Annotated in this window: 26 protein-coding genes and 2 pseudogenes; 12 read left to right on the top strand and 16 right to left on the bottom strand. The window is 59.1% G+C overall.

The features are described from left to right. Positions 1-46: 46 nt before the first annotated feature. The 3 genes from A6U86_RS12880 to A6U86_RS12890 all read right to left on the bottom strand — a co-directional run bounded on the left by A6U86_RS12880 (position 47) and on the right by A6U86_RS12890 (position 1,821). On the bottom strand, positions 47-574 hold the full coding sequence (locus A6U86_RS12880) for a hypothetical protein (RefSeq protein WP_047636070.1): 528 nt from the start codon (positions 572-574) through the stop codon (positions 47-49). Continuing rightward, positions 571-849, bottom strand: a complete 279-nt coding sequence (locus tag A6U86_RS12885; protein ID WP_015633362.1) for a DUF1778 domain-containing protein — start codon at positions 847-849, stop codon at positions 571-573. The genes A6U86_RS12880 and A6U86_RS12885 overlap by 4 nt, the downstream gene beginning before the upstream one ends. Positions 850-942: 93 nt before the next feature. After that, positions 943-1,821 carry a hypothetical protein gene (locus A6U86_RS12890; protein ID WP_244509909.1) on the bottom strand — a complete coding sequence of 293 codons (879 nt, stop codon included), beginning with the start codon at positions 1,819-1,821 and terminating at the stop codon, positions 943-945. 303 nt (positions 1,822-2,124) lie between these two features. On the opposite strand from A6U86_RS12890, the gene A6U86_RS12895 reads away from it, so the two are divergent. Beyond that, positions 2,125-3,231 (top strand): DUF4062 domain-containing protein, encoded by a 1,107-nt coding sequence (locus A6U86_RS12895; protein WP_052227964.1) that lies wholly within the window; start codon positions 2,125-2,127, stop codon positions 3,229-3,231. Between the two features lie 304 nt (positions 3,232-3,535). On the opposite strand, the gene A6U86_RS12900 is transcribed toward A6U86_RS12895, so the two are convergent. Beyond that, entirely contained in the window at positions 3,536-4,672 is a 1,137-nt protein-coding gene (locus A6U86_RS12900) for an RHE_PE00001 family protein (RefSeq protein WP_052227963.1), read from the bottom strand. Between the two features lie 510 nt (positions 4,673-5,182). On the opposite strand from A6U86_RS12900, the gene A6U86_RS12905 reads away from it, so the two are divergent. Continuing rightward, a complete protein-coding gene (locus tag A6U86_RS12905; protein WP_047636069.1) occupies positions 5,183-6,100 on the top strand; it encodes a recombinase family protein in 918 nt (305 codons plus the stop codon). 74 nt (positions 6,101-6,174) lie between these two features. Here the strand turns inward: A6U86_RS12905 and A6U86_RS12910 are convergent, their stop codons facing one another. Genes A6U86_RS12910 through blh form a run of 5 tightly spaced genes read right to left on the bottom strand, consistent with a single transcriptional unit; the run spans position 6,175 to position 9,425 of the window. Next, complete coding sequence (locus tag A6U86_RS12910) at positions 6,175-6,957, bottom strand: sulfite exporter TauE/SafE family protein (RefSeq protein ID WP_183079491.1); 783 nt, start codon at positions 6,955-6,957, stop codon at positions 6,175-6,177. Further along, positions 6,954-7,385: a YeeE/YedE family protein gene (locus A6U86_RS12915; RefSeq protein ID WP_047636067.1), complete on the bottom strand. Its 432-nt coding sequence runs from the start codon at positions 7,383-7,385 to the stop codon at positions 6,954-6,956. Before A6U86_RS12915 ends, A6U86_RS12910 begins: the two co-directional genes overlap by 4 nt. Beyond that, a complete protein-coding gene (locus tag A6U86_RS12920; protein WP_047636066.1) occupies positions 7,382-7,792 on the bottom strand; it encodes a YeeE/YedE family protein in 411 nt (136 codons plus the stop codon). Before A6U86_RS12920 ends, A6U86_RS12915 begins: the two co-directional genes overlap by 4 nt. Continuing rightward, entirely contained in the window at positions 7,789-8,136 is a 348-nt protein-coding gene (gene bigR, locus A6U86_RS12925) for a sulfite-sensing transcriptional repressor BigR (RefSeq protein ID WP_112636353.1), read from the bottom strand. The genes A6U86_RS12920 and bigR overlap by 4 nt, the downstream gene beginning before the upstream one ends. Continuing rightward, positions 8,127-9,425, bottom strand: a complete 1,299-nt coding sequence (gene blh / locus A6U86_RS12930) for a bifunctional sulfur transferase/dioxygenase Blh (protein ID WP_047636078.1) — start codon at positions 9,423-9,425, stop codon at positions 8,127-8,129. The genes bigR and blh overlap by 10 nt, the downstream gene beginning before the upstream one ends. A gap of 173 nt (positions 9,426-9,598) precedes the next feature. Here blh and A6U86_RS35835 point away from each other — a divergent pair. After that, a pseudogene (locus tag A6U86_RS35835) lies at positions 9,599-9,886 on the top strand (recombinase family protein); the annotation flags it as partial. Here the strand turns inward: A6U86_RS35835 and A6U86_RS35840 are convergent. From A6U86_RS35840 to A6U86_RS12950, 4 genes and pseudogenes are all read right to left on the bottom strand, one after another. After that, a complete protein-coding gene (locus tag A6U86_RS35840; RefSeq protein ID WP_236774530.1) occupies positions 9,873-10,385 on the bottom strand; it encodes a hypothetical protein in 513 nt (170 codons plus the stop codon). The pseudogene A6U86_RS35835 and the gene A6U86_RS35840 overlap by 14 nt on opposite strands. Positions 10,386-10,535: 150 nt before the next feature. Further along, positions 10,536-10,937, bottom strand: a pseudogene (locus A6U86_RS36150) (TniQ family protein); the annotation flags it as partial. Continuing rightward, on the bottom strand, positions 10,934-11,851 hold the full coding sequence (locus A6U86_RS12945) for a TniB family NTP-binding protein (RefSeq protein WP_244509911.1): 918 nt from the start codon (positions 11,849-11,851) through the stop codon (positions 10,934-10,936). The pseudogene A6U86_RS36150 and the gene A6U86_RS12945, both read right to left, overlap by 4 nt. Next, on the bottom strand, positions 11,848-13,485 hold the full coding sequence (locus tag A6U86_RS12950; RefSeq protein WP_047636061.1) for a Mu transposase C-terminal domain-containing protein: 1,638 nt from the start codon (positions 13,483-13,485) through the stop codon (positions 11,848-11,850). Before A6U86_RS12950 ends, A6U86_RS12945 begins: the two co-directional genes overlap by 4 nt. A 326-nt stretch (positions 13,486-13,811) precedes the next feature. Here A6U86_RS12950 and A6U86_RS12955 point away from each other — a divergent pair, with 326 nt between their 5' ends. The 6 genes from A6U86_RS12955 to A6U86_RS12980 all read left to right on the top strand — a co-directional run bounded on the left by A6U86_RS12955 (position 13,812) and on the right by A6U86_RS12980 (position 18,800). Further along, positions 13,812-14,075 carry a PepSY domain-containing protein gene (locus tag A6U86_RS12955; RefSeq protein ID WP_047636060.1) on the top strand — a complete coding sequence of 88 codons (264 nt, stop codon included), beginning with the start codon at positions 13,812-13,814 and terminating at the stop codon, positions 14,073-14,075. 3 nt (positions 14,076-14,078) lie between these two features. Further along, on the top strand, positions 14,079-14,645 hold the full coding sequence (locus tag A6U86_RS12960) for a cytochrome b/b6 domain-containing protein (RefSeq protein ID WP_047636059.1): 567 nt from the start codon (positions 14,079-14,081) through the stop codon (positions 14,643-14,645). After that, positions 14,642-15,319, top strand: coding sequence for a response regulator transcription factor (locus A6U86_RS12965; protein ID WP_047636058.1), 678 nt, complete (start codon positions 14,642-14,644; stop codon positions 15,317-15,319). The genes A6U86_RS12960 and A6U86_RS12965 overlap by 4 nt, the downstream gene beginning before the upstream one ends. Beyond that, the gene (locus A6U86_RS12970) at positions 15,316-16,632 is read left to right on the top strand and encodes an ATP-binding protein (protein ID WP_047636057.1); all 1,317 of its coding nucleotides are present in this window, start codon (positions 15,316-15,318) and stop codon (positions 16,630-16,632) included. The genes A6U86_RS12965 and A6U86_RS12970 overlap by 4 nt, the downstream gene beginning before the upstream one ends. Positions 16,633-16,721: 89 nt before the next feature. Next, complete coding sequence (locus A6U86_RS12975; protein ID WP_047636056.1) at positions 16,722-17,411, top strand: VIT family protein; 690 nt, start codon at positions 16,722-16,724, stop codon at positions 17,409-17,411. 243 nt (positions 17,412-17,654) lie between these two features. Beyond that, positions 17,655-18,800 (top strand): site-specific integrase, encoded by a 1,146-nt coding sequence (locus A6U86_RS12980; protein WP_068391581.1) that lies wholly within the window; start codon positions 17,655-17,657, stop codon positions 18,798-18,800. Between the two features lie 144 nt (positions 18,801-18,944). Here A6U86_RS12980 and A6U86_RS35610 read toward each other — a convergent pair whose 3' ends face one another. Next, positions 18,945-19,232 (bottom strand): hypothetical protein, encoded by a 288-nt coding sequence (locus A6U86_RS35610; RefSeq protein WP_168600371.1) that lies wholly within the window; start codon positions 19,230-19,232, stop codon positions 18,945-18,947. Here A6U86_RS35610 and repA point away from each other — a divergent pair. The 3 genes from repA (at position 19,177) to repC (ending at position 22,778) form a co-directional block, all read left to right on the top strand. Continuing rightward, positions 19,177-20,391: a plasmid partitioning protein RepA gene (gene repA, locus A6U86_RS12985; RefSeq protein WP_047636054.1), complete on the top strand. Its 1,215-nt coding sequence runs from the start codon at positions 19,177-19,179 to the stop codon at positions 20,389-20,391. The two genes, A6U86_RS35610 and repA, sit on opposite strands and share 56 nt — an antisense overlap. After that, positions 20,388-21,377, top strand: coding sequence for a plasmid partitioning protein RepB (gene repB / locus A6U86_RS12990; protein ID WP_047636053.1), 990 nt, complete (start codon positions 20,388-20,390; stop codon positions 21,375-21,377). Before repA ends, repB begins: the two co-directional genes overlap by 4 nt. A 186-nt stretch (positions 21,378-21,563) precedes the next feature. Next, positions 21,564-22,778, top strand: coding sequence for a plasmid replication protein RepC (gene repC, locus A6U86_RS12995; RefSeq protein WP_047636052.1), 1,215 nt, complete (start codon positions 21,564-21,566; stop codon positions 22,776-22,778). Between the two features lie 765 nt (positions 22,779-23,543). Here the strand turns inward: repC and A6U86_RS36155 are convergent. Further along, positions 23,544-23,759 (bottom strand): ProQ/FINO family protein, encoded by a 216-nt coding sequence (locus tag A6U86_RS36155; protein WP_077472857.1) that lies wholly within the window; start codon positions 23,757-23,759, stop codon positions 23,544-23,546. Between the two features lie 322 nt (positions 23,760-24,081). Continuing rightward, on the bottom strand, positions 24,082-25,392 hold the full coding sequence (locus A6U86_RS13000) for a hypothetical protein (protein ID WP_077472856.1): 1,311 nt from the start codon (positions 25,390-25,392) through the stop codon (positions 24,082-24,084). Between the last annotated feature and the right edge of the window lie 41 nt (positions 25,393-25,433).

The raw sequence follows: 25,433 nt of genomic DNA on the forward strand, positions 1-25,433 counted from the left end.
AGTTCGTAATGCGGCGAAATCAATCGTGTTCCCGCGCCTTAAGGGATCATAGGAGACCTTTGGCACGCAAGTCGGCCGCGAAGGAGATAAGCGGCATTACGAGAGTTAGCGGCTTGTCCTTCAAAGGTTCGGCACCATAGGAAGCGTACCAGTTGGCGGCTCGCTCGCTTTTGGCATCGATGATCAGTAGAAGTCCCCCGCCCTCACCTGCAAGTCGCAGGCAGCGGAGCGCTGCGGCGGCTAGGAGCCGGCCTCCCAGTCCCTGGCCGGCAACCGTGCGGTCGGTAGCCAGTCGAGCAAGCCTGAAGCCCGGCACATCATGGCGGGCAAGACCGCGTGTCATTGCATCAGGCACAGTCGCATGATCGACTGCCGAAGGCGCGATTGTATAGAACCCAAGAATACGGCCGGGCACTGCGTCGTCGATAGCACAGAAGGTCTTCGAGGCATTCTGTTCATGGCTTTGTCGGGCAAAGCGGAGCAGGAACTCGTTCATCTGGGCGTCGCCGCAATCGAAGACTGCCCGACCGTGAGACTTAGCGATCGGTTCCTCATGCCATGCAGGTAAAGTCATAGGCTGCCAGGCAAACCGGCAATCGCCGCGCGCAGCTTGGCGTTAGGTTTAGGCGGATTTTCCAGAAGCTCAAGAATGCGAAGATGATCGCGCTTCGACACTTTTATCGTCTCGGCTTCCTCGATCACAGCCTCTGCTTCTCGCAGGGCGGATTGCGTCACGAAATCCGTCAGATCGGTATTACGAAGCGCCGCAGCGCGCACAAGTTTAGCCTTGGCCGTGGCAGGCACCCTCAAACTCATACGCTCACTGTTCTCGTTTGCTATGCTGGGCACGTCAGCCTCCATCTTTTGACGGAATATAGGCTAAAGTCTTCTCGTTGTCAATCATGTGCGCCTTCAAGGCGTACAGGTCACTCGCGCGCATTTCTATATGTCCTTCGCTTGCCTCAGGGCGTGAAGAACATTGGGATCACTGGTCAGTTGTTCAGCGATTTGCAGACCATCGCGAACGCCTTCAGGAGAAACCGGGGTCCGATTTCGACAATTGATGCCCAGTACGGACGCAAAGTCTGCAGATAGTCCAAGCCTTGGATGCGACCAATTGATCGCTTCGCCAAGCGTAATCCAGTCCAAATCTAGTCGATCGAAAATCGCCAGATCGACGTAGAAATTTGCACCCGCAATCCCGCCTGCCTTTCCCGACGACTCGGCGACATAGGCCTTGGTGAAGGCAAAGTTCGCCTGGAGTTGTGGGATGATGTCAAAGGTAGGTCGCACTGATGCCGCTTCACGAACGGCCTGCTCCGAGTTGATCCGACCCTCCTCCAATCGGGCGAGTATGGATCGTAACTGGCTAGCCGAGGCATCCATGCCCGCCCGCCTCCCGCGCATGCGAAATCCGCAAGCCAACACCATGCGGGCGCCAGGATGTCCAGCGGCGGTTTCGAAGTCTTTGATTTCGCTGAACAGGCCCCAGGAGCGTACCAGGAAATCGTACGTTACCGAAGGCGATCTCAGCGAAAGATCGCGGTAGGCGACCGCTCCATCGTTCATGACCAGCGTCGGAAAATGGCGCGCACTGTGGCTTGCGACGATTTTATGAAAACCGCGGAGCCGCCGCAACGCCTCCTTTGATTTGGCGTGAAGCGGATTGAAATCCGCAGCTGCAATCATGCCACCATAACCCAGCAGATCAATCCAACATGCGATGGAGACTTGGAACGGATATGACGCACTTTTACCGACGAGCGGTTGCGCGATTGGTCCGGCTACCATGGATTCCATATCGACCTGTTTCCATGTCACTTTTGGCCGCTCTCCTTCAGGACTGATCGATCATCGTGTGCTGTTTCGATGGCCCGAACATGCAGGATTCTGTCATAGCCAGATACATTTTTTTCAGAGCGAGCGCCGTATCGGGGCTGATAAACATGGGACTTCGATATATTTCCTGAAGATACCCGCCGACTCGCTCCAGTTCGGTTCGGACCAGCGCACCGGGGAAGCTGTGGAGTACTGCGTGCCGCGTAGCCACCTTTACCTGCAGTCATGGACCTTTTCGACGGACACAACTAATGTTTTACCCCGTTGGCCTCAGAGGAACCAAACGTGCACGACAAGCGGTATCAGGTCTTCATCAGTTCGACATTTCAGGATCTCCGCGAAGAGCGCCGCGCGGTACAGGATGTAATCATAAGCATGGGGGACTTTCCTGTGCAAATGGAGTCCTTTCCAGCCGCCGACGAAGATCAGTTCGAGTTTATCAAGTCCCTGATCGACAAGTGTGACTACTACGTCCTTATCATCGCGGGACGTTACGGCAGCCCGGCCGAAGACGGCATCAGCTATACCCACAAAGAGTTTCGATATGCCGTGGAGAAAGGTGTCCCTGTTCTGGTGATGCTTCACGGAGAACCGGGAAAGATCCCGGCCGAGAAGCTCGAGCCAGCTGATGCGGGACGGCAATTTCTGAAAGATTTCATCAAGGAGGCTGAGCACAAGCGCCTGCGGAAGACTTGGACGACACTCGGCGATCTTAAGTTGGCTGTTCGTGAGGCCCTAGATCACGCGAAGGCGACCAAGCCGCGTGTAGGCTGGATTCGAGGAGACGCTGTCGCAAGTATCGACACGCTTGAGGAATTGAATGAGGTCCGCAAAGAAAATGAAAAATTCCGTGTTGCGCTGGGAAATCTCAGCGTAGAGATACCGCTTCCCAAGTTACCGAACGCCGATGAGCTAATTACTCTGACGCTACTTCCGTTGACCTCGAGCAATGACAAGAAGCGCGGGAGCTCCGCCAAAATCCAGGGGTCCTGGATATCCTTCTTTCCCTTATTCTTCTCCAATCTCGACGTCTCCACGAACGACTGGAATGGGGAGTATTATTTCAACATCGATCACGACGACTCATGCATAATGATCGCGTCGGCAATCGCGGGAGAGTTGGCGACAGTCGACACGACTGGCTGCTTCAAAATCTCGCGGAGCACACTTGAACGTTTGATCTCCTATTACACAGAGGCCGGACTGATGATCGCCAATGGTAACGAGGGAACCACTCCCTTCACGGAGACGGCACAGCGCCTGGCACGACGTCACCATGTCGTCGGAAGCGCATCGCCGTTCGCGATCATTGAGGGCGAAGTTACCGTCACGACGATCGGATCCACGGGCGGAAACTTTTCGAGAGATCTGGACGACGATATCCCGTTCTAGCGCCGATTCCTACGATCAACCTTGGGCGGACGGCATTCTGTATTCGCAGTGATGCGGCAGGACATAACAGAGAAATTAGGTCGTGGCCGGATCAGCTTCGACGTCGCAGCGAAAGTTGGCCAATATGTAATCAAGGTTTCGGAGGCTGGTCAGGATTTCCGCCTTCCCTCCCTTTCATAGAGGAAAGAGGACTGCCCGAGAAGCCTTGCGAAGCCTCGGTGAACGACCATCTCGGCTGAAATATTGGGATTGAACCCTGCGAGCCTGGGACGCGGATCCGCGGAGGACGCAGCTTTTTCAGCGCTCAGAGTATCCCCCACGCCCGAAACCTCCCCCGCCCGGTCATCTCGCGCAGGCCAAGCTCCGAGACGATCCGCCGCGCCGCCTGCGGCGTGACCTCGAGCGTTTTCGCCACCATCCCGGCTGAAACAAGCGGCTTTGCCATGACGAGCTCCACCAGTTCCGGCAATCTCGATGACGTCCGTCGCCCTTCCAGTTTCCGCTCGAACAATTTTCGCGCGAGCGTCAGCCGATCGTGCTCTTTCAGGCCAATCTCGGCGGCCGCCAAAAGACCGTGGGCAATGGCGAGCAGTCGGGTTTCCCGGTCGCGGTGGCGGCGCCGATTGACGGGAATGGTTTTGAGGCCGAGATTGATGGCGGCGAGATGCGCGCCGGTCGTGACGTCGGCCTGGCGAAGGATCGAGGCCGCAAACAGCCGGCCGAGCCATGGTGCGTGCTGAAGGACCGAAATCTCGTTCCAGGCATCGAGGGCGACGATCGCCTGCAGCACTGTTGGCATATCTTGAGCCTGCCGCAGCACGCCGCGCCATTCGTCGAGCCGGGCATCCTCGTCCCAGTCGAGATCATAGATCATCGGATCTTTGTCTTGGCCACCGGCGCGGCCGGGACGCGTCGCGTTTTCGATCGCCGCCTCCGATCGGGCGAGCACTGCATCGATGGCGGCAAGATCAACACCGGGAACATTTTCGACGTCTTCGACATCCTCCCCCTCCGGATACTTCACCGCGGCCGCCGGCGGAATGACGCCGGCCGCTTCCATCGCCTCGGCGCCGGTCGCAGTGATGTCCGACGTTTGTCGCAGAATTCTGATACCCTCTGGCGATAACGCCCAATCTGGCGACTGCGCAACAATGCGCCGGCGGGTGCGCAGCACGTCGCGGGCAATGGTGAGTTCGTGGGTTGGGGTGCGGATATCGCGGGTGGCATCGTGGAGGACGAGGTCTTCGAGATGGACGAGCTCGCCGTCGATCCACAGCGAGGCGCAGGCGTCGGCGAAATTCTGGCGTTCGAGGAAGCCGGCGCCGACCGGTGAACGGGCGATGCGCTCGTCGAGACGGGTAAGCGCGACACCGGCGTCGAAAGCCGGCGGCATCAGGGCTGTCATGCTGATTCTCGCGAGATCGTAAGCCATTGAAATCATGGTAAATGATTTGCTAAAGGAACTCTAGTACAATATTACTGTTCCTCACATGGTATGATTGTTAGGTGCGGCTATAACCATCGATAAGTAACCCTTATCGATGGTAGATTGATTTCGCGGCGCAAATCAGATGTCGGTCGGCCTGAATGAGCGGAAACGCTTGGTTTTCCGGCCTTTCAGGCAGCTTTCGGCGAGGATCGGCGGAATAGCGGTGGATACAAGAGCCTCGGCGAGGGGCACTCTTCTCTCAGGCCAGCGCGGATTTCTCTGCAATCCCTCCCTCGGTCAGCGCTTCTTACCCCTCCCCTCCCCCGAACGCCCTAGTTTCCGGCATTTCCGCCAAGGATGGCCGCCAGGGTGCGTTTCACGCCGATTGCTGCCGGATGCCCGTTCGACATTGGATTTCGTGTCTGGCGGGGCTGCATTTGCCCGATAAAACACGCTTGCAACTGTTCATTTTCTCACGCATTCATTATCTGTACAGAGCACCGGAAAATTGGGCGAGAAACCATGGCAAAACGGCAAGCCGCCAAACCGTCGCCGGCCACCAGACGTCTTATCGGTTATGCACGCGTCTCCACCGACGATCAGGTCCATGACGCACAGATGGACGAGTTGCGCGCGGCCGGCTGCGAGCGGATATTTCAGGAGCACGGATCCGGCGCATCACGGGCCCGGCCGGTTCTGACCAGACTGCTCGGCGAGCTCGCCGCTGGCGACGTGCTCGTCGTCGTCCGGCTGGATCGCCTCGCTCGTTCGGTCAGTCATCTCTTGCAAGTGATCGAGGATCTTGAAGAGCGCGGCGTCCATTTCCGATCGATCCGCGATCCGATCGACACGTCCACACCGCAGGGCATGTTCTCCCTCCAGGTTCTCGGCGCCGTCGCACAGCTTGAACGGGCGCTGATCGCCGAACGGACCAAGGCAGGTATCAAGGCCGCGAAAGCACGTGGCAAGTTGCCGGGCAACCCCGGACTGCGAGAGCGGCGGCCAGAGGCAATCAAGGCGGTGTCGAAGGCACGAGAAAAACTCTATCTCGACGAGCTGATCTCGTCCGCGCAGACCTGGCTGCCGATGGTGCGACAGCTCCGCCCGCAACATAGCTGGGACAACGTTGTACGGGTTCTCAATCGCCGCGGCCATGACTGGACGGTGGAACGCCTGCGCCGCGCGGTTCATCGGATGGTTCGCGAAAAGCTCGCGGACCCCGAATTGTTGGCCCGCTCTCCCCGTCGGCCGGTCGACGATCACCAGATGAAGCTCGTTGCGGCAATCGCTATCGCGGATCCGAGCTTGTCACTGCGCGACATTGCCGGACAGTTGGATCAGATGGGAGAGCGTCCGGTTCGCGGCGGCCGGAAATGGCAGCCCTCGTCAGTAAAAGCGCTCATGGACGAGGCATTTCGCTTCGGGCTTCTTCGGGACTGACGGATCCTTGATGGTGCTACGTCACCGCGTTGGGCTCCGCAACGCCGCACGAACGCGTCATTGTAGGCGCAGCATCACCCTGCAGTCCTGGATGCCACGCTCCGGTAGAAGATGTAACCTGCGACGACAAAGATGAGCACCGCAAACAGTCGGTTGAGTATGTTCTTGTAGGCGCTCAGACGCGTTGCCAGTGTCAAGCCGAGGAGGCCGCCTGCGATGCCGCCACCGATGAACTCTGCGGCAAGCCACCAGTCCACCAGTCCGGACGCGGCATAGTTCAGCGCGGTTGCCAATCCGAAGGCGCCGACGGATAGGAGCGAAGTGCCGATCGCGTTGATCATCGGCATGCCGGTCGCCAGCATCAGAGCCGGCACGATCAGGAAGCCTCCGCCGATCCCGAAGAAGCCTGACGCCGCTCCGGCGGCCAGCGCTACGGCGGCTGTGATAAAGCACATCCTAAGGTCGACCGGCCGGTTTTCGGCCGACGTCGGCTTCCTGGGCTTGAGCATCAGGACGCCGACGACGACCATCAGAATTCCAAACAGGAAGATCAGCCGGTCTCCGTCCATCGCCTTACCGAGGCTTGAGCCCGCCAGCGCGCCAAGGACGCCGAGCGCCGAAAAAACCGCGGCGCAGCGCCACCACACGTGCCCCTTCATGGCGTGGCTCGCGAAGTTGGCGAAGGCGTTGACGGAGACTGCAAGCGCGCCGGTTCCGATGGCCACGTGCGGCTGCGCGACGCCGACGACGTAAAGAAGGAGCGGGGTCGCCAGGATCGAGCCGCCGCCACCGAGAAGGCCGAGCATGAAGCCGACGATCCCGCCGGAACCGACGGCCAGTAGAATGGAGTCACTCATGTCCTTCTGCTCCAAACCCGGTCGTAGAATGTCATGCCGATTAGCATGGCGACCACGAACAGCAGCGTCTGTGGAATACCGACCGACATAGAGGCGACGGCCGGGCCGGGACAGAAGCCGCCGATCCCCCAGCCGAGACCGAACAGGGCCGAGCCGATGACCAGCGGCACGTCAATCTTCCGGTTCGTGGGCACGTGGAAGGTGTCGTCGAAGACGGGACGGCGCAATCGCTTCATCACTTTTACTCCGATGAAGGCCACGGCGACGGCGCCGCCTAGGACGAAGGCAAGGCTTGGATCCCAGTTTCCGAAGACGTCGAGGAAGCCCTGGACGCGAACCGGATTGAGCATGCCCGAAAGCGACAGTCCGAAACCAAAGACGATGCCAGAGGCGAGGGCGGCGCCGAACTGAAAGATGTTTCTGTTCATAATCCGATACCTCGTAGAACGGTGACTGCGATAATCCCGGTCGATAGGAAGGTGGCGACAGCAACCATCGATCGCGGAGAAAGGCGGGCAAGCCCCAGCACGCCGTGGCCGCTAGTGCAGCCGGATCCCATGCGCGAGCCAAAGCCGACCAGCAGTCCGGCGACGATTATCAGCGGCCAGCCCGCTGTAATCTCGACGGTCGGCCATCCACCGGCGAGCAGCAGGTAGACGAGCGGCCCGAGCACGAGGCCAAGCACGAACGCAAGATTGGTGATCAGGCCGATACCTTGGGCAAGGCGGCCGACGATGCCGCTGATGCCGGCGATCCGGCCGTTCAGAAGCAGGAGCATGACCGCGGAGGCGCCGATCAGCATGCCGCCGCTCAGCGACTGGAGATAGATGGTCATGTCGCTTCCTTTACACAGAAGATGTCATAGAGGGCGGAGACCAGTTGCGCGGCCTTCTCCTCGGTCAGTCGGTAGTAGATCTGCTTTCCGTCCCGCCGGGTGTCGACAATGCCGGAGTTTCGCAGCACGGTCAGATGCTGCGAAAGATGCGGCTGATGGATGTCGAGCTTTTCCTCAAGCACGCCGACCGAGAACTCGCCCTCGACCAGCGTGCACACGATCAACAGCCGGGCCTGGTGAGACAACGTCTTCAGGAGATCGGCAACCTCGCCGGCCCGGCCGGCCATCTGGGCGGGAGAGAGCTGCACCTTCATCACGTTCTCTGAGTTGGTGCTCATTCCCATGCGGCTCCCTGCAATGCGTCGAGCGGAAACTTGAGGTAGCGCATGCCATTCGCTTCCGGTTCAGGCAGACGACCGCCCTGGATGTTCACCTGCAGGGCATGCAGGATAAGCTTCGGCATGGGCAGCGTCTTGTCGCGCTTCGTCCGGAGCGCCACGAACTGCTCTTCGGTCACGCCGGCAAGATGCGGGTTGGACTTCTTCTGCTCGGCCACCGTACTCTCCCAGCGCGGAGCGCGACCTTCCGGCTGGTAGTCGTGTCCGGTGAAGATGCGGGTCTCGTCCGGAAGAGCAAGGATGTCCTGGATCGACTTCCAAAGGATGCGGGCGTCGCCACCGGGGAAGTCGGCGCGCGCCGTGCCGCTGTCAGGCATGAACAGGGTGTCGTGGACGAAAGCTGCGTCTCCGACCACATAGGTGATCGAAGCGAGCGTATGGCCTGGCGAGAACATCACCTTGGCGTCGATGGTTCCGATCTTGAACATCTCTCCATGCGCGAACAGCCGATCCCATTGCGCGCCGTCGGTGGCGAGCTCGGGCCAGTTGTAGATGCCCTTCCAGAGCTTCTGAACATCGACAACACGTTCGCCTATTGCGGTTCTGGCACCGGTCTTCTCCTTGAGATACTGGGCTGCGGAGAAATGATCGGCGTGAGGATGGGTGTCGAGGATCCACTCGACCGTCAGGTCATTCTCCTTGACGTAGTCGAGGATCGCGTCGGCATTGATGGTGCCAGTGGCTCCCGCCTTCTCATCGAAATCGAGAACGGGATCGATGATGGCGCAGCTGCCGGTTGCGGGATCGGACACCACATACTGGACGCTCCAGGTGCGCTTGTCGAAGAAGCCCTTCACATGCGGTCGGCTTGCCGCGTTCTGCTTGAGCCAAGCCGCAGCGGAACTGACGTCAAAGCCGTGGGCACGTCCGAATGCAGCGACCTCTTCGGCAGCCATCCGCCCGTCCAGAACCTCACCGATCAAGTACAGGCTGAGAGATCTCGTGCCCGACTTGCAGTGCGCGAAAACCGGTCCTTCGGAGGCATCAAGCGCCTTCTGGAACGCGCGCACGTCCGCTTCGGTGACAGTGCCGAGCGTGACCGGAACGAAGGAGTAGGAGAGGCCGCAATGTTCGGCTGCTTGGCGTTCGGCCTCCGATCCCGGCTGTGTCGCGTCCTCAGCGTCCGGGCGGTTGTTGATGAGCATAGCAAATCCCCTGTCCCTCAGGGACCTGATGTCGTCGACGCTCGGCTGCGGCGAGACCGACAGCTTCTCAGAAATCTTAATGATAGACATGGCTGGCTCCGAAGTCAGATGAAACATTATACATTCTAATATAACGTATATTGTGAATGTTTCAAGCGCGCCCTGTGATCCCGCCGTTGCAGCGGGCTCAGGACCAAAAAAGGCCCCTCGCCTCCCCGCGTCCATCGTCGCGATCAACAATACGGCGTGGCGTAGCTAGCCGCCATGACTGGATGAAGGAACGCCTGCGCTATGCGGTGCATCGGATGGTCCGCGAGAAGCGGGCCGACCCCAAGCTTTTGGCGCGCTCGCTCCGTCGCGCCCCGTAAGATCACCTGATTAAGCTCGTTGCGGCGATTGCCATTGCTGATCCCGGCCCGCCGCTGCGCGATATTGCCGCCCAGCTTGATCAGATGGGAGAGCGGCCGGCGCGCGGTGGGCGCAAATGGCAGCCTTCCTCTGTTCGCCACCTGCTGGACGAAGCACATCGATTTGGCCTCATTCGTCATTGAGGGCGCGGAGCATCAGCCTGCCGATTGCCCGGTTTCTTGCGCGCCCCGCTTTGGACGGCAGAGATTTCCAGCCTTCGCTTTCAACAATGCCGCGAGCGAGCTGCCGGTATTCGGTTTCCGCACGGAGATTTAGGACAGACGCGGCCAGCCTTTGAGGAGGCGCCTGATGATACGCTCGGACCGGCCCGCGCTCGAATTGGCGGAAGGCTTCACGGAGAGAGGCAGAGAGTAGAGGATCCGTGGCGGTCTCCTCAAAGAGGAGGTCGGCTATGGCCGTAATGGTCACGGCCCGCCATGCTGGTGGAAGGCTGGCGAGCGCCGCCGCCCCTGCTGTAACTGACGGTCGCTGGCCATATGGCAGCGGTAAGCCCAGCGCGGTGATAAAGGGCATCCCTTCCGGCTGAGGCGACCAGAGGAATCGGCTTGCCGTCTCGATACGCTCAAACCGCGGTCCGCCCTTGCCGATGGCCTCGCCGATAAGCGAGGCGACCTGCAGCAAGTCTGTTTGATCGCGGCGCTGGAACCTCCTCGCCGAGATAACAGCATCGCATTCACGGCAAAACAGTCTGGCGAGGCCGGCAGGCGTAGACCGAAACTGAAACAGCCCGCTGCGGAAACATCCGCCGCAGTTGATCTCGAGCCCAGTCTTGTGCCGGGGGCAGACCACGGCCTCGACACATGCCCAGGACCGTCGGCAATAGTGGTCCCTCCCCTCCTCGGCATCCTCGTCAAGGCATGTCGGACAAACGCCTCGGTGCGCGGGTTCGCTGACAAATGACGCCCTGCTGCGCCGGGTATTCTGCAGAGACAGTCGCTCTACATCTGCTTGCTTCAGGCGACAGGCTAACGCCCATAAACGGGCCGCCGATGGTTCGGTCGGGATGTCATCGCTGAGGAGATGCGGCTTGGAGACGTCCCAAGCACCACGTATCCAGTTCTCGATCTGCCGGGGCGAGCTGGAGTAATGGCTCGCTACACGCCAACGCCAACAGCTGAGAAGTTCATCCTCATAGGGCCGTGGGGCGATCGCCAGCAGCCGCACCGGTCTCACGGGATTGCACGGCGCTGCAGGCGCGTTTCACTGCGCCGCGCCATCGCGACCAAAGGTAGGACAAGGTTGTCGGCGTCGAAGCTCTCCAAGATAATCCTCTCGTTCCCATTCCGGACCGCTTCGACCGCAACAGTCTCGATGAGGCGAAAAATTCGCACCGTAACGCCGTCGGTCATATCGAGCACCTTGCGGCGCACTGCTGCGGTCCCGAGCTGTGATGGCTCACGCAGAGGCAGTATGCTCCCGAGACTTGCGAGCAATTGGGCAAGCTGCTGCGTATTGGACCAGCGCTTCAGGTGAAGGGCTTCAAACCTTTCGGCAAGCTGCGGATCCGTCAACAGCGCCTGTCGGGCAAGATCGGTCCCGGCGCAGATCAACGGGACTTTCAGATCATTCGCCAGAAAGCGAATGACGTTGAGGAAGACTCGTTGCTGCCGATATGTCCCCGTCAACATGGCATGGATCTCATCGATGATCAGCATCCGTACACCCATCCTCCGCATCAGGGTTCGGCACGTAGTCTTCAGTCGGTAAGTTGCGTCTCCACTTGGGCCCGGTGCACTCAGTGCATTGAGGAGCTCACCGTAGACATCGCGTTCGACGGGTTCGGCTGGCATCTGCATTGCCACGACCGGCATGTTCGTCACCCCGGTTCCACGATCGAAGACGGGCTGATGATTGCGAAGAAACTTTCTGATGATTTTTGTCTTTCCCATGCCGGTATCGCCGTAGAGAAGCAGACAGGGCATTCGGTCCCGCGGCGGATAGGAGAGCAGATCCTCAAGCCGCGTCAGCGCAGCTTTTGCATCGGCTGTCTCCAACCAGCGATCGGCACGGATCCAGGCGACCCGTTCTTCGATCCCCATCTCGGCATACTGGCGATAGGCTGGTAGGATATGGGGGTCCTCCGTCACGACCATTCCTCCACCGACAACGGTGCCAGATCGGAGAAATTGTCCTCGTCGGCATCATCTATTGTCTCCACATGCTGCCGGTCGGTCGCCGCCAGCGCTCGCGACCGTCTCTCGGCTCCCCGGCGGATGCTCCGTGTTTGGCGGCCTGCCACCTCGACAATTTGTCGCTGGGCTTCGATGGTCTCGAAGATTAGATGCTCATCGACCGATTGCAGACCACGAGCCCTCAAAGCGGCGACGGCCTGCCGGTGCTCGCCGAGCGTGATCCGCGGCCGGCTGAGGTCTGCAAACCGAACCGGCCAGCTTTCGCCGTTTGGCCCGTCGACGAACACGCAGGAAATGTCGCGAGGATCGTAACGGACCCGCATCTTGTCCGGAACACCGGTCAACGGGCTCAGGACATCATCCCAATATCTGAGGCCGAACAGGTGCAGTCCGTCGCGACGTATGATGCGTTCCTCGAACGGCAGGAAATCCAGAACGAAACGGTGTTCGTCATAGGGAAGCCGCAGAGGCTCCCGACGCGAGAGGACGGCATCTTCCCAGGCCAACCGAGGCGGAATTTTTAGCGCCCGGTGGATATCAGCGTGATGGCGGCCGATGATCTCAAGGGTGAGCCACCGCTCCAGCTCGTCAAAAGTCATGACTGCATGCTTTTGGGGATTGTAATCGCCACAAGAGCCAATATCGCTCGACGTTGAACCGGGCAGAAAGTGAACGGCGCCCATCATGGTGCCGATAAGCCGCTCGATGTGACCGCCGTAATGTGGGCGAGCAACTGGTCGATGGATGAGATTGATGCCGTGCTCGGCCGCTCCCCACGCCAGCGCTTTTCCCCGAAACTCCCGAGCATTATCGAGATGGATGGCGGTGGGCAGACCGTGGACGGGCCAGTCGCCAGCCGCGTTTCGCTCCGCGAGCCACGATGTCTTCGGCAAAACCATGTGCCGGATGGCCAAGGCGACCGACGTTGACGATGGATGTTCAAGGCTCAGGTAGAAGCCGGCCACCATGCGGCTGGCGACATCGATCGCCAACGTCAGCCAGGGACGCTGCAATGGTTGGCGGTTTACAGCGTCGACAACGAAGAGATCGACCAAGGTATGATCGATCTGAACGACCTCCATCGCGGCTCCGGCTGAGTACTCATCGGTAACGGGTTTGTATTGCTGACGGGCGACGCTGGCCCCCTCTCGGGCCTTGGCCAGCTTCTTCTGGTCGGAGCGATCGATGCGAACCTTCACGGCTTTCCAGGAAGGTGCAGGTATGTCTCGCTGACGGCAAATGACGCGGACATGATCATGAACGGCGGTGATCGTCGGCCGCTCACGACGGCAATAGGTTTCCTGGATGGCGCAGGTGACGGCATCTTCCTGTTCCGATGACAAGAGCCGCCTCCCCTTCTCTGGCCCGGGCGTTTCATCCAGCAATGAGGAGGTGACCGGTTTTCGCCGGAATTGGGCGAGCAGCTGATAGAACCTTGTTGGCTTGAGGCCCAACTCCCTGCACGCGGCAAGTCTGTCCGGAGCGGTCAACTTCTTTTCGAAAGCGATGGGCCGGATGACGGCTTCGCGATTAACCGCCTTTTGCCAAGCGGCCTCTCTGACAAGCATCCTGTCGGGTGTCTGCGCCATTGGAACCTCCTAGCCGAGCTATCAGCTCGGCCACGATCAATCGCTGCACCTAGCAGAATGCCCCGCAACGATGACAGTCAGAAGACACATCGAGTTTGCCATGCACCACTTCTGCGATGAGAAACGGCAGATCACGGCATGGCACTGGCCAGCCACCACGCAGCACGTGATTTTTGCGCCTCATCGAGAGATTGGCGACGTGGCTGCTGTGCCAATGTGCGGATTGGGCGGCTCATCACCAAGTACATGGCCGTACAGCAAACAGACAGGAAACCGCCGCTATCCATCGGTCGTCGCCCGACCGGGTGTAACCAAAGGATCGAAACATGCTGAAACTCATCGCCACAGTCGCAGTCATCGCAGCAACGCCGGCACTGGCCTTCGCTAGCCCGAGCTGCACCAAGGAACCCAAGTCCAAGTGGATGACCGAAGACGCCATGAAGGCCAAGATCGACGCGCTCGGCTACAAGGTCAAGACGTTCGAGGTCACGGGCAACTGCTACGAAATCTACGGCAAGGACAAGGATGGCAAGCGCGCCGAGGTCTATTTCAACCCTGTCTCCGGCGACATTGTCCAGAAGGGTGATTGATCGATGACCGCCATCCGTTCAAGACCGGGGGGCGGCTCGCCCTCCAACAGTGGCCAGCAGGACATAAAGGTCTGGGACCCGGTGGTCAGGATTTTTCACTGGACCATCGTGACTGCCTGCATGCTCAACCTCTTCATCCTTGAAGAAGGAAAATACTGGCATCGCATGACGGGCTATGTTGTCGCGGCCGCCATTGCCGTGCGGATGATCTGGGGCTTCGTCGGCACCCGACATGCAAGGTTCTCCGACTTCTTCCCGACCCCCCGCAGGTTGAAAAATCAGCTTCGGGCTATCGTCAGCAGAAACGAGAAGCGCTATCTCGGCCACAATCCCTTGGCCTCGGTCATGATGCTCCTCCTGATGGCGCTTCTGGCGACGACCGCTCTGACTGGATGGATGACGACGCTCGATGCTTTCTGGGGAGAGAAGTGGCTTGAGCAATTGCACGGCACGATTGCCAACAGCATTATGGTGCTCGCCTTCATCCACGCCGGCGCAGCCATCGTGGAGAGCTGGAGGCATCGGGAAAACCTGGTGTGGTCTATGGTAACAGGTCGAAAGAAGGCATGAGAATTCTGCTGATCGAGGATAGCGCCCGGCTTCGCGAACTCGTTTGCGAGCTCGTGCGCAAGGAGGGTTGGAAGATCGACGCCTTCGGAACCGCCGAAGAAGGACGCTTCGCTCTTCGGGAGAATGGGTATGACCTTCTTCTCCTCGATCTCGGCCTGCCTGACGAAGATGGCATTCCCGTCCTTAAATCCTTGAGGTCTGCCGGCATACAAACGCCGGTCCTCGTGCTGACGGCCAGGGCTGCGATCGACGAGCGAATATCCGGTCTCGATGCGGGCGCGGACGATTACCTGACGAAACCGTTTCACAATGGGGAGCTCACCGCCCGCATACGGGCCCTGATCCGTCGATCGCCCAGCACCGCGATGCCCGTCCTGGAATTCGCCGCGCTGACGCTCGATGTCGCGTCGCGACAAGTCTTCTGCGCGGGCAACGAGATCGCGCTCACTCCGTCGGAGAAAGGACTGCTCGAACTCCTGATGCGTAATGGCGGGAAGGTCGTTTCCAAGTCCAAGATAGAGCACGCCTTCTCCGAGTTCGGCGACGAGAGGAGCAGCAACGCCGTCGAGCTGGCGGCATCCCGTCTGCGCAAGAAACTCGAAAGCCACCCGACGCGCGCGTCGATCGAAACGATACGGGGCGTTGGCTACCTGATGCGCGAGGTTCGGGATTGAGCCGCCTGCGTCCGACACTTGGAGCCATTCTGGCACGTCGCATCGCCTTCTTCGCGGTGCTGGCCATGCTCCTGCAACTCGCCAACGTCTTTGCGGACTACTACTGGAATGTCGGCGAGCTCTCACGGCTTTTCGTGGAACAAGAGACCGAGCGCCTCGCATCCGGAATCACGATCGACAACGGCTTGGTCAACTACAGTTTGCCTGACAGCGTGAAGGATCGCTATCGAAACGAGAGCACGGGCTATGTCGCCCGGATACGCGACGCTGACGGAACGCTGGTCTTCGAATCCTGTGACAGGGCATGTCAGGATCATTTCCTCCCGCGCGACGTTAACCCGCCGGACTTCTGGCTGCGATCGATCAAACCGGGCAAACCGCTTTCGCTCGTCGGTGGACGGGCGTTCATGATTGGCGAACGGCGCTTCCTGGTCGACATCGCGACGATCGACGATACCGCCGACGTCATGTCCGATGTCCTCTGGAACGAAGTGCTGGAGCACATGATCGTGCCGATGAGCATTCTGCTGCTATTGGTGTTCGGCGGAACCTTGTTTGCAATACGACAGGCCCTGCGGCCGGTGCGCGCGGCCGCCGACGCCGCCGACCGCATCGATCCCCTGGATTCGCGGTCGCATCTGGACCCCTCGGATATGCCGCGAGAGATTGCCCATCTCGCCACTGCGGTCAATCAGGCGTTCGAACGCGTGGGCGAACTGATGACCTCACAGAAGGTGCTGACGTCGGGGATTGCCCACGAAATCCGGACGCCGCTCGCTGCGCTGAAGCTCGAACTCGGCCAGATCGATCATCCACGCGCGAGGAAAGCGGAGGCTGACCTCGATGATCTCGTGCGTTTCGTCGCGCAGATCACGGCACTCGCACGACTGGACAGCGTCGACCACGGCATGTTCGAGGATATCGACCTGGTCGCGTTGTCATCGTCCGTGGTCGAACAGCTGGCTCCGTGGGTGTACGATAACGAACACACGCTGGAACTCTTACCAGATGTCACAAGCAGTCATGTGAGGGGAGCGCCATCTCTCTTGAGAGATGCTCTGCGCAATCTGATCGAGAATGCGGTTCGGCACACCCCGGATCACTCGGTGATCTCCTTGAAGGTCGGTGAAAGAAGCATCACGATCGAGGATCGTTATCCACCGTCAACGACGCGGGCTCCCGGTATAACGCGCTCGCACGACGGGCTTGGCATAGGGCTGAGGATTGTTGGCCGCATCGCCGAACTTCATGGAGCTTCTCTGATCAGGTCGGAAGCGTCTTCGGGCCAAACCTTCGAGATCAGATTTTCGTAGCGGCACACGACAGTATGTCAAAATTAGAATGCTTCTAAAATAACGCGAACATTCGCGGTTCTCCCTCGTCGCAAGGAAGGCTGGTAGCAATGACCCACAGTGAACGACATTCGATAGATCGCATTGGCTGGTTGCGCGCCGCCGTCTTGGGCGCAAACGACGGGATCATCTCCACCGCCAGCCTTATGGTCGGGATCGCCTCCGCTTCGCCGACAGCAAATGAGGTTATCGTCGCCGGATTCGCCGGGCTTGCAGCCGGCGCGATGGCCATGGCAGCTGGTGAATATGTCTCCGTCAGCTCACAGTCGGATACCGAGGCCGCAGACCTCGCGCGCGAGAAACGTGAACTCGAAGACGCCCCCGAACTCGAACTTCAGGAGCTGGCAAGCATCTACCAAGCCCGTGGTGTGTCGCCGGAATTGTCGCTTGAGGTGGCGCGGCAGTTGACCGCCCATGACGCGCTGGGCGCACATGCCCGCGATGAACTCGGTATCACCGACACATCCACCGCCCGTCCGGTACAAGCTGCGTTGACGTCAGCCGCAACATTCGCGACCGGCGCGGCCATTCCACTGCTCACCGCCATTCTGGCACCTGGCGGTTCAATACATCTGGCCATTCCGGCAGTGTCGCTTGTCGCCTTGGCTCTACTTGGTGCTCTCAGCGCACGCGCCGGGGGTGCCAACGTTCCGAAGCCGGCATTCCGAGTGGCTTTCTGGGGAGCGCTTGCGATGGTGACCACGGGCATCGTCGGCGCGCTGATCGGCAAGGCAATCTAAAAAACAACGTGATCGCCATACGCATCTTCAGCAAGGATGTCTGTTCAGACAATAGGCGTCCTTGTGTGGCGTCTTACGCCGTATGGTTAACGGTTGAATGATGAACATGTCCACACATCGCGCATTCCGGCGAATCCGGAAGATTCCAATGATCCTGGCAGGGAATAAGCTGTAACATTCCAACGGAATTGATTCTGCTCAATCAAGCGGATCGACACTCGGTGTGCCCGATCAGGAGCCAAAATGCCGCCATCGCAGAAATCCGCCGTCCAACGCCGATCGGAAGAACTCGACAACATTGCCGCCGTCCTGCCGCTAGAACGGCGCGACGAGCTCGCGGAGTTGTTGACCGACCAGGATGTCGAGACGCTGCGCCATCTCGTCAACCAAGGCATGGGCGACAACACACTCAGAGCGCTGACCTCCGATCTCGCTTACCTCGAGGCCTGGGGACTGGCGGCCACCGGAAAATCACTGCCCTGGCCGGCGCCCGAGGCGCTGCTGCTCAAATTCGTCGCGCAACATTTGTGGGATCCGGAAAAGCGGGCAGTCGATCTCGATCATGGCATGCCGCCCGACGTCGCCGACAATCTGCGCCGGCAGGGTTTCTTGAAATCGACCGGCCCGCATGCGCCGGCAACCGTGCGCCGTCGCCTGGCCAACTGGTCGACACTGACGAAATGGCGCGGCCTCGAAGGCGCCTTCGCCTCCCCTGCCCTCAAATCCGCCATTCGCCTTGCCGTGCGCGCGGTCCCGCGGACCCGAAAGCGGAAGAGCGCCAAGGCCGTCACAGGCGACGTTCTGGCAAAGCTGCTGGCGACGTGCTCAACGGACAGCCTGCGTGATGTCCGCGACCGAGCAATTCTCATGGTCGCCTTTGCCTCCGGCGGCCGCCGACGCAGTGAAGTTGCCGCTTTACGCGTCGAGCAGTTGACAGTCGAGCCGCCTGTCGAGGCGCCCGAGGGCCCTCCCCTCCCCTCACTCGCCATCCATCTCGGCCGAACCAAAAACACGACGGGCGAGCAGGATGACGTCGTCTACCTCACAGGTCGGCCTGTCGAGGCGTTGAAGGCCTGGCTGGCGGCGGTGAAGATCGACAAGGGCAGCGTCTTCAGGGGAATCGGGCGCTGGGGTACTGTTTCGCGACGGGCGATCGATCCGCAGTCGGTCAATGCGATCATCAAGCAGCGGGTGGAACTGGCTGGATTAGAGCGTGGGGAGTTTTCCGCACACGGATTGCGGTCTGGATATTTGACCGAAGCCGCCAATCGGGGCATTTCTCTTCCGGAGGCGATGGAGCAATCTCGTCATCGTTCGGTGCAGCAGGCGTCGAGTTATTACAACAGCGCTACCCGACGGACCGGGCGCGCGGCCCGATTGTTCTCGTAGTCATTTGTTTTGTCGGTATTGCTATCCGCGGCGCCTTTGAAGTCGAATAAGGTTGTGGGCTGGACACGCCACCGCACTGAGTCGCTCGGTTCTCCACCCGAAAGCAAGCTCCGACGCAGGAAAACGAGGCATGCGCCTGTATTCTCAACTGCTTTTTGCGAGGACTTTCGGATGTGCGCCTAAATACGTCAAACGCTTGTTTCGCTTGGAATTTGCGGGTGAAGAGAGCCGATTTTCCTTTAAGACCAGCAGGTTCGTTAAGAATTCGTTTACCATAAATAGCTTGCCCGCACGCCAGAATCGGGGCTTATTGCAACAGCGGTGTAAATCGGTTTTGGCCGCCCCAAAGCGCTGTTGTGAAATATCGGGCTGAAAAATGAAGCGAACGGCTGAGAAAAAATTGGCGGCACAGGAGACGTTGGTCGAACTCATCGAACGGCACTCCTCTGCGCTTGCAGCGCAGCTTCAAGCTCATCACCTGAGCACTTTCCCACCGGTTGCCGAGAAAGGGATTCGGCATTTCCAGCCATCAGAAGCTGCCAAGCTCGTGGGTGTCAAGGAGGTCTACCTTCGTCAGGTATCGAACGATATCGAAGATCTTGAGGTGAGCACGACGGCGGGCGGCCGCCGTTCGTATTCGGTCGAAGACATCGACAAGATCCGCAGGCATCTCGATCGTGTCGGCCGCGCTGACAGGCGGTATCTTCCGCACCGACGCGATGGCGAAGCGCTACAAGTTATATCAGTCATGAACTTCAAGGGTGGCTCCGGCAAAACCACAACGGCGGCGCACCTGGCGCAGTATCTGGGATTGCGGGGGTACCGGGTTCTTGCTCTCGATCTGGATCCGCAGGCGAGCCTGTCGGCGCTCTTCGGCAACCAGCCCGAACTGGATGTCGGTTCCAACGAAACCATGTACGGCGCGATCCGATATGATGACGAGCGCCGGCCCGTCCAGGAGATCATCCGTTCGACATACATTCCCGATCTCCACCTGATCCCGGGAAATCTGGAGCTTATGGAATTTGAGCACGATACCCCGCGCGCGCTGATGAAGCGCCAAGTAGGCGATGTGATGTTCTTCGACCGGGTTCGCCAGGTTTTGGACGAGGTTGAAAGCAACTACGATGTGGTTGTCATCGACTGCCCGCCGCAGCTTGGCTATCTCACGCTGTCCGCCCTCACCGCGGCGACGTCGGTGATAGTGACGGTTCATCCCCAGATGCTGGACGTTATGTCGATGAACCAGTTCCTGGCGATGGTGGCTGAGCTCCTTCGGGAGGTGGCCACAGCGGGGGGAAACGTCGACTTTTCGTGGATGCGCTACCTGATTACGCGCTTTGAGCCTGCCGATGGGCCGCAGAACCAGATGGTGGGCTATTTGCGGTCGATCTTTGGTTCCCACGTCTTAAATTTCCCAATGCTCAAGACGACGGCCGTTTCTGATGCCGGACTGACCAACCAGACCCTTTACGAGGTCGAGAGAGGTCAGTTTACGCGCAGCACATACGACCGTGCCCTCGAGGCGATGAACAACGTCAATGAGGAAATCGAAACCCTGATCAAGAAATCCTGGGGGAGAGCCGCATGAGCCGGAAGAACCTTCTAAACCTCGTACAGGTCGATGCTGCGCGTCCGGCAAAGACACAGGGCCGCCCGCTGCTTTCAACGTCTGTGCAGTCTGACGAATCCTCGGCGGACAACAAGCTTGTCAAGCAGGTCGGGTCCACGATCCGTGAGGAGAAGGCCCGTCAGGCCCGTGCAGATGAGATCGAGCGGCGACTTGCAGAGGGCCAGACTGTGATCGAGATCGACCCCGGCGAGGTCGAGCCTTCCTTTGTGCAAGACCGCATGCCCGGCGATATCGACGGGCTGATTAGTTCGATTAAGGAGCAAGGCCAGCAGGTGCCTATTCTTGTCCGCCCGCACCCGGACCAGGCCGGCCGCTATCAAGTGGCGTTTGGTCACCGTCGGCTTCGCGCCGTTCAGGCGCTTAAACGCCCGGTCAAGGCAATCGTTCGCGATTTGACGGATGAGCAACTCGTTGTGGCGCAGGGACAGGAGAACAACGAGCGCGAGGATCTCACTTATATCGAGAAAGCCCTCTTTGCCGACAATTTGCAGCAGCGCTTTTCCAGGGACGTCATCATGTCGGCCCTGTCTGTCTATAAGAGCGATCTATCTTACATGCTGTCTGTCGTGGTCAGGATCCCCCGGGATCTAATCAATGCAATCGGTGCCGCCCCGGGTGTGGGGCGCCGAAGCTGGGTTGAGCTCGCAGACCTGCTTGCCAAGGACGGATCGCTCGATTCGGCCAAGCTGTTTCTCGAATCGGCGGAAACTAAGGCCCTCCCCTCTGAGGCACGCTTCAAGGCTGTTGTCGCGCACTTGAAACCGCGGCCAGCTCGAGCGGCTGTTGACGTGTGGACCGCCGACGACGGAAAGCGCCTTGCGAGAGTGCTGAACACGGACGGGAAACTGGAAATCGCCATCGACAGGAAAGAAGCGCCTGAGTTTGCCGCGCTCGTCCTGGAGAAGCTTGAAAAACTGTATCGCGAGCACCGCTCAGCGAAATAGCACGCTGGATCAACAAGCCACGGAGTCAAAACCGCAAAAGAAAAGAGCCCCCTCAACGTCGCCGTCGTGGAAGCCCTTATCTGTTCTGTAGCAAGACAGAGAATCGCATTTCCATGAATCTTCGTCAAGAGTCTCGGCGCCATTTTGGTGAGCTCATTTTTTTTGCCTTCTGAAAGGTGAAAGACGATGCATACGGGAAATGTGACGACGCCGTTTGGGCGGCGGTCGATGACGCTTGCCCTCGTGAAGCGGCAACTGGCTGCGAACGAGATCAAGCCTGGTAAGTCTGTCGAAAAGTGGAAAGTGTTCCGAGATGTTGCTGAGGCCCGGGAAACGCTTGGCCTTCAGGATCGCAGCGTCGCCATCCTGGATGCGCTTCTAACGTTCCTTCCGACCAATGAACTGCGCCAGGACGGACAGATGATTGTCTTTCCTTCGAATGCTCAGCTGACACTGCGCGCCCACGGCATTGCTGGGGCCACGCTTCGGCGCCATCTCGCAATCCTCGTCGACGCCGGTCTGATTGTGCGAAAAGACAGCGCCAACGGAAAGAGATTTGCGCGGAAGGATCGTGACGGCGATATCGAAACGGCCTTCGGCTTCGACCTGTCTCCGCTTCTGGCGCGGGCTGATGAACTTGCTTTGATGGCGCAGGAGGTCGTGGCTGCCCGTGTTGCGTTCAGAAGGGCAAAGGAGACACTAACAATATGCCGAAGGGACGTTCGTAAACTGATCAGCGCGGCTATCGAGGAAGGCGCGGAGGGCGATTGGCAAGCAATCGAGGACATTTATCTCAATCTAATAGCTCGCCTCCCCCGCACACCGTCGCAGGCAGACGTCGGTAACGTGCTCAGCGAAATGCAGTTGCTTTATGCTGAAGTGCTTAGGCGTCTGAATATTCACGAGGAAATCGAAATTAATAGCACCAATGATGCTCATAATGAGCGCCACATACAGAATTCAAAACCCGAATCCATCCGTGAACTTGAACCTCGCTCTGAAAAAGAGCAGGGGGCGAGGTCTGGTGGAGTTGATTTGCCCTCGCGTCTGGCGACCACATCCTTTCCGTTGAGCGTTGTGCTAAAGGCGTGCCCGCAGATTTGCGACTATGGACAAGGCGGTGTGGTGGGAGGCTGGCGTGATCTGATGTTGGCTGCCGTTGTTGTCAGATCGATGTTGGGTGTGAGCCCATCGGCTTATCAAGATGCTTGCGATGTGATGGGGCCGGAAAATGCGGCAATCGCGATCGCCTGTATTCTCGAGAGGGCGAACTTTATCACCTCGCCTGGTGGCTACTTGCGCGATTTGACCGGGCGCTGGGAACGAGGAGAGTTTTCGCTCGGCCCGATGGTCATGGCGCAGCTGAAGGTGAACAGTGGGGCAGCAGTTAGACGCGCCTAGCTGCTGCCCGGAGTTTTAGTCGCGCCTCTTTTATCTCGCGTCAATTTTAAGCCGTTTGATGCGTGTTCCCGCCGTTCCGGGAGTGGCCTCGCCAAATTCGTCTCGGGGTGATTGTCCCTCAAGGGTGCAGGGCATTCGGTGTCGAGCCGGATCCGGGCGGTGATATAGAAATGCGGAATTGGTCGGTGTTTCAAGATGGGCGTAGACACGAGGTGTCGAGGTTGTTCGGTGGGAGTCTAACAAGGCGTATGCAGACATCTGAGCCTTGAACATATTGGTGCATGCGCGACGATCATTGGAACTCCCGATCGCCGCCAGAATAGGGGTTCGACGCCACCGATCGGAGAGGCACCTGGGCAGCGTAAAGAGGTGAGGGCAGGCCCACTTCTGCGGTGTGAAGTTAGGCGCGCCTAACTTGCCTGTGTCAGTGGCGCGCGCAACATGGATTCGACCTCTGCTCGCCGGTCATCCTTTAACATGGCTCGATCATTGCCAGCTAGGGCACCAAGACAGGGTGCGAGATTTGGGGCAGGCTAACGGGCGACCTTGAAGCGTACACATGATGGGTGGCTACGAGTTAGGCGCGCCTAACTTCAAACGTGTCGACGCGCGCAGCGGTGCGAAAAATCTAGTGGGGTGCCGGACCGGGAGTTCTTTTTCGTGAAAGCAGGGCGGCGCGGAGTATTCCATTTTTGCTTGGTATTATAGCCGCGACATTGTCATCAACGATAGCAGGCGAGGGTGGTCCTTTGTCCCGCTTCAAGGTCATAAAGCGCTCCTGCGCCAGCATTCGGTCAGCTGCAGAGACCGGCTCAACCACTCACCTTCTAAATCATAACGCATGGCGTTTGGCTGGGCGCTCGCGAAATAGTACCGCTTTGAATGGACATACGCAGCGACTGCGCGTCTCAGGACAGTCGTTCCAACGCGGGGATTCAAGCGGCTTTTGAGATCTTCGAACAAGCCGCTGTCGTTTGGCATTTAACTGTAAGAATGCGCCCGTTCCGGCAGCTCATGGCACTTAATCTGAGATTCGCCAGTTGGTTTTTCGGCGCTTGACGCTCTCCGATTCCGAAATAGCGTTCTGTAATATTTCGCATTTTCCGATGAAGCTTGGCCATCGGTGGTCATCTTTTTCCAGGTGGTGAATCTCACACTAAGTGCCAAATCGAACCGGCGAATCTCAGATTAAGTGCCTGATCTCAATTTAAGTGCCGCGCTATCTTGTTGAATTATTGGATGCGGAGTCTTGCGATTAAATGCAAAACGACATTACCAAAGCGAGGCCGTCGCGTTCGCGGGTTCAGCTTTCCTCGACCAGCTTGTGTTTTTTCCAGGTTCTCGGGTTCCATTCGACCAGCATATGATGGCCTAAGGCTGGCCCGCCCGTTTCAAGGTGCAGAGCACGCATCTCGACCGATCCATCGAAGCAGAAGCCGGTGCGGACGGCGTTCGGTCCGGTTTCAGTGAGGTTCTGCTTACCGAGACTGCGAACCTCGAGGGTGGCAGAACAGCTGACGACAACACGCGAGCCGGTCTTGCGACCAATTTCAACGGCGCGACGGTATTCCCACCGACCGAATACGAGGCCCACATCCAGGACCGGCGTCAAGATCCAGTCGGGTTGTGCATGCAGCGCAGCGTCTCCGCCCGGCGTCTGTTGCTCAAGATCTTCGCAAATCAGCACCATCACCCGCCCAAGTCCGAGGATGTCGCAAAGCACCAATTCGCTTCCGGTGGCGCAATCTTCCATGTGCGAGTCATCGTCGTGACCGTCTGCGCGGGGTAGGGCGCACTGCTTCATACGGGGCGCGGCCATGTTGAACGCATTCAGCTTGCGTTGACGAAACAGGACTTCGCCGGCACCCGTCATGACAACGGCCTCATTGAACGGCCTGTCGAGCCCTTTTGACCTCTCTTCGGAAGGGCCGCTTCCCGTCAGTACCAACGAGTGACCTAAGCGGGCCGCCCGGCGCAACGTTTCGGCAAGGCCCATAACCGCTGAGCTGGTGGCGACGAGTTCAGGCAAGACAACGAGGCCCGCTCCCTTATCCAACAGAGCCGAGACTTCGTTTTCGATCCTGACGTCCGTAATCGACGAACGCGGCACCGTGTCCAGAAACGCTTTATGGCGTCGGTCCGACACCGAAAATTCGAAGTCGTCACGATCCTCGGCAATTGGCGCAAGGCCCACTTTTTGAGCCGCGTCGTGCGAAACATAGATTTGACTTGGCGGCGGCGCCATCGGCCGCAATTTGAAACTTTTCTGCAGGTCAGGAACGAAGCTCAGAAAGGAAAACTGATGAGCGAGCGCAACCCCACTTTGTTCTAATCCCTTTGTCCGCTCCTTGCCCGGCATCAACAGGCCTTTGGGAAGGACGAAGCCTTTGCCAGACAACTCGGCATAGGCGCCTGTCATCGTCCGCTCCGCCCGCATCGCCGCCAACATCTGTCCACCTGCCGATGAGCGGCCAGGGAGCCGCGTCTTGATAGAGGGATGGATGCGCATCGCTACCTGGTCGAGGGCGCACATCACCACAAAGGCACGTTCATGGGGCGTGTCGACCTCACAGCTGAACGCCACCAACCGGCGGCCAAGATAGTCGGTTACCATGGCTGGAACGTCTGCAGTTGACGCTCCCTCCAAGAGCTCGA

This window comes from Rhizobium sp. AC27/96 (genome assembly GCF_001692325.1).
GTDB lineage: Bacteria > Pseudomonadota > Alphaproteobacteria > Rhizobiales > Rhizobiaceae > Rhizobium.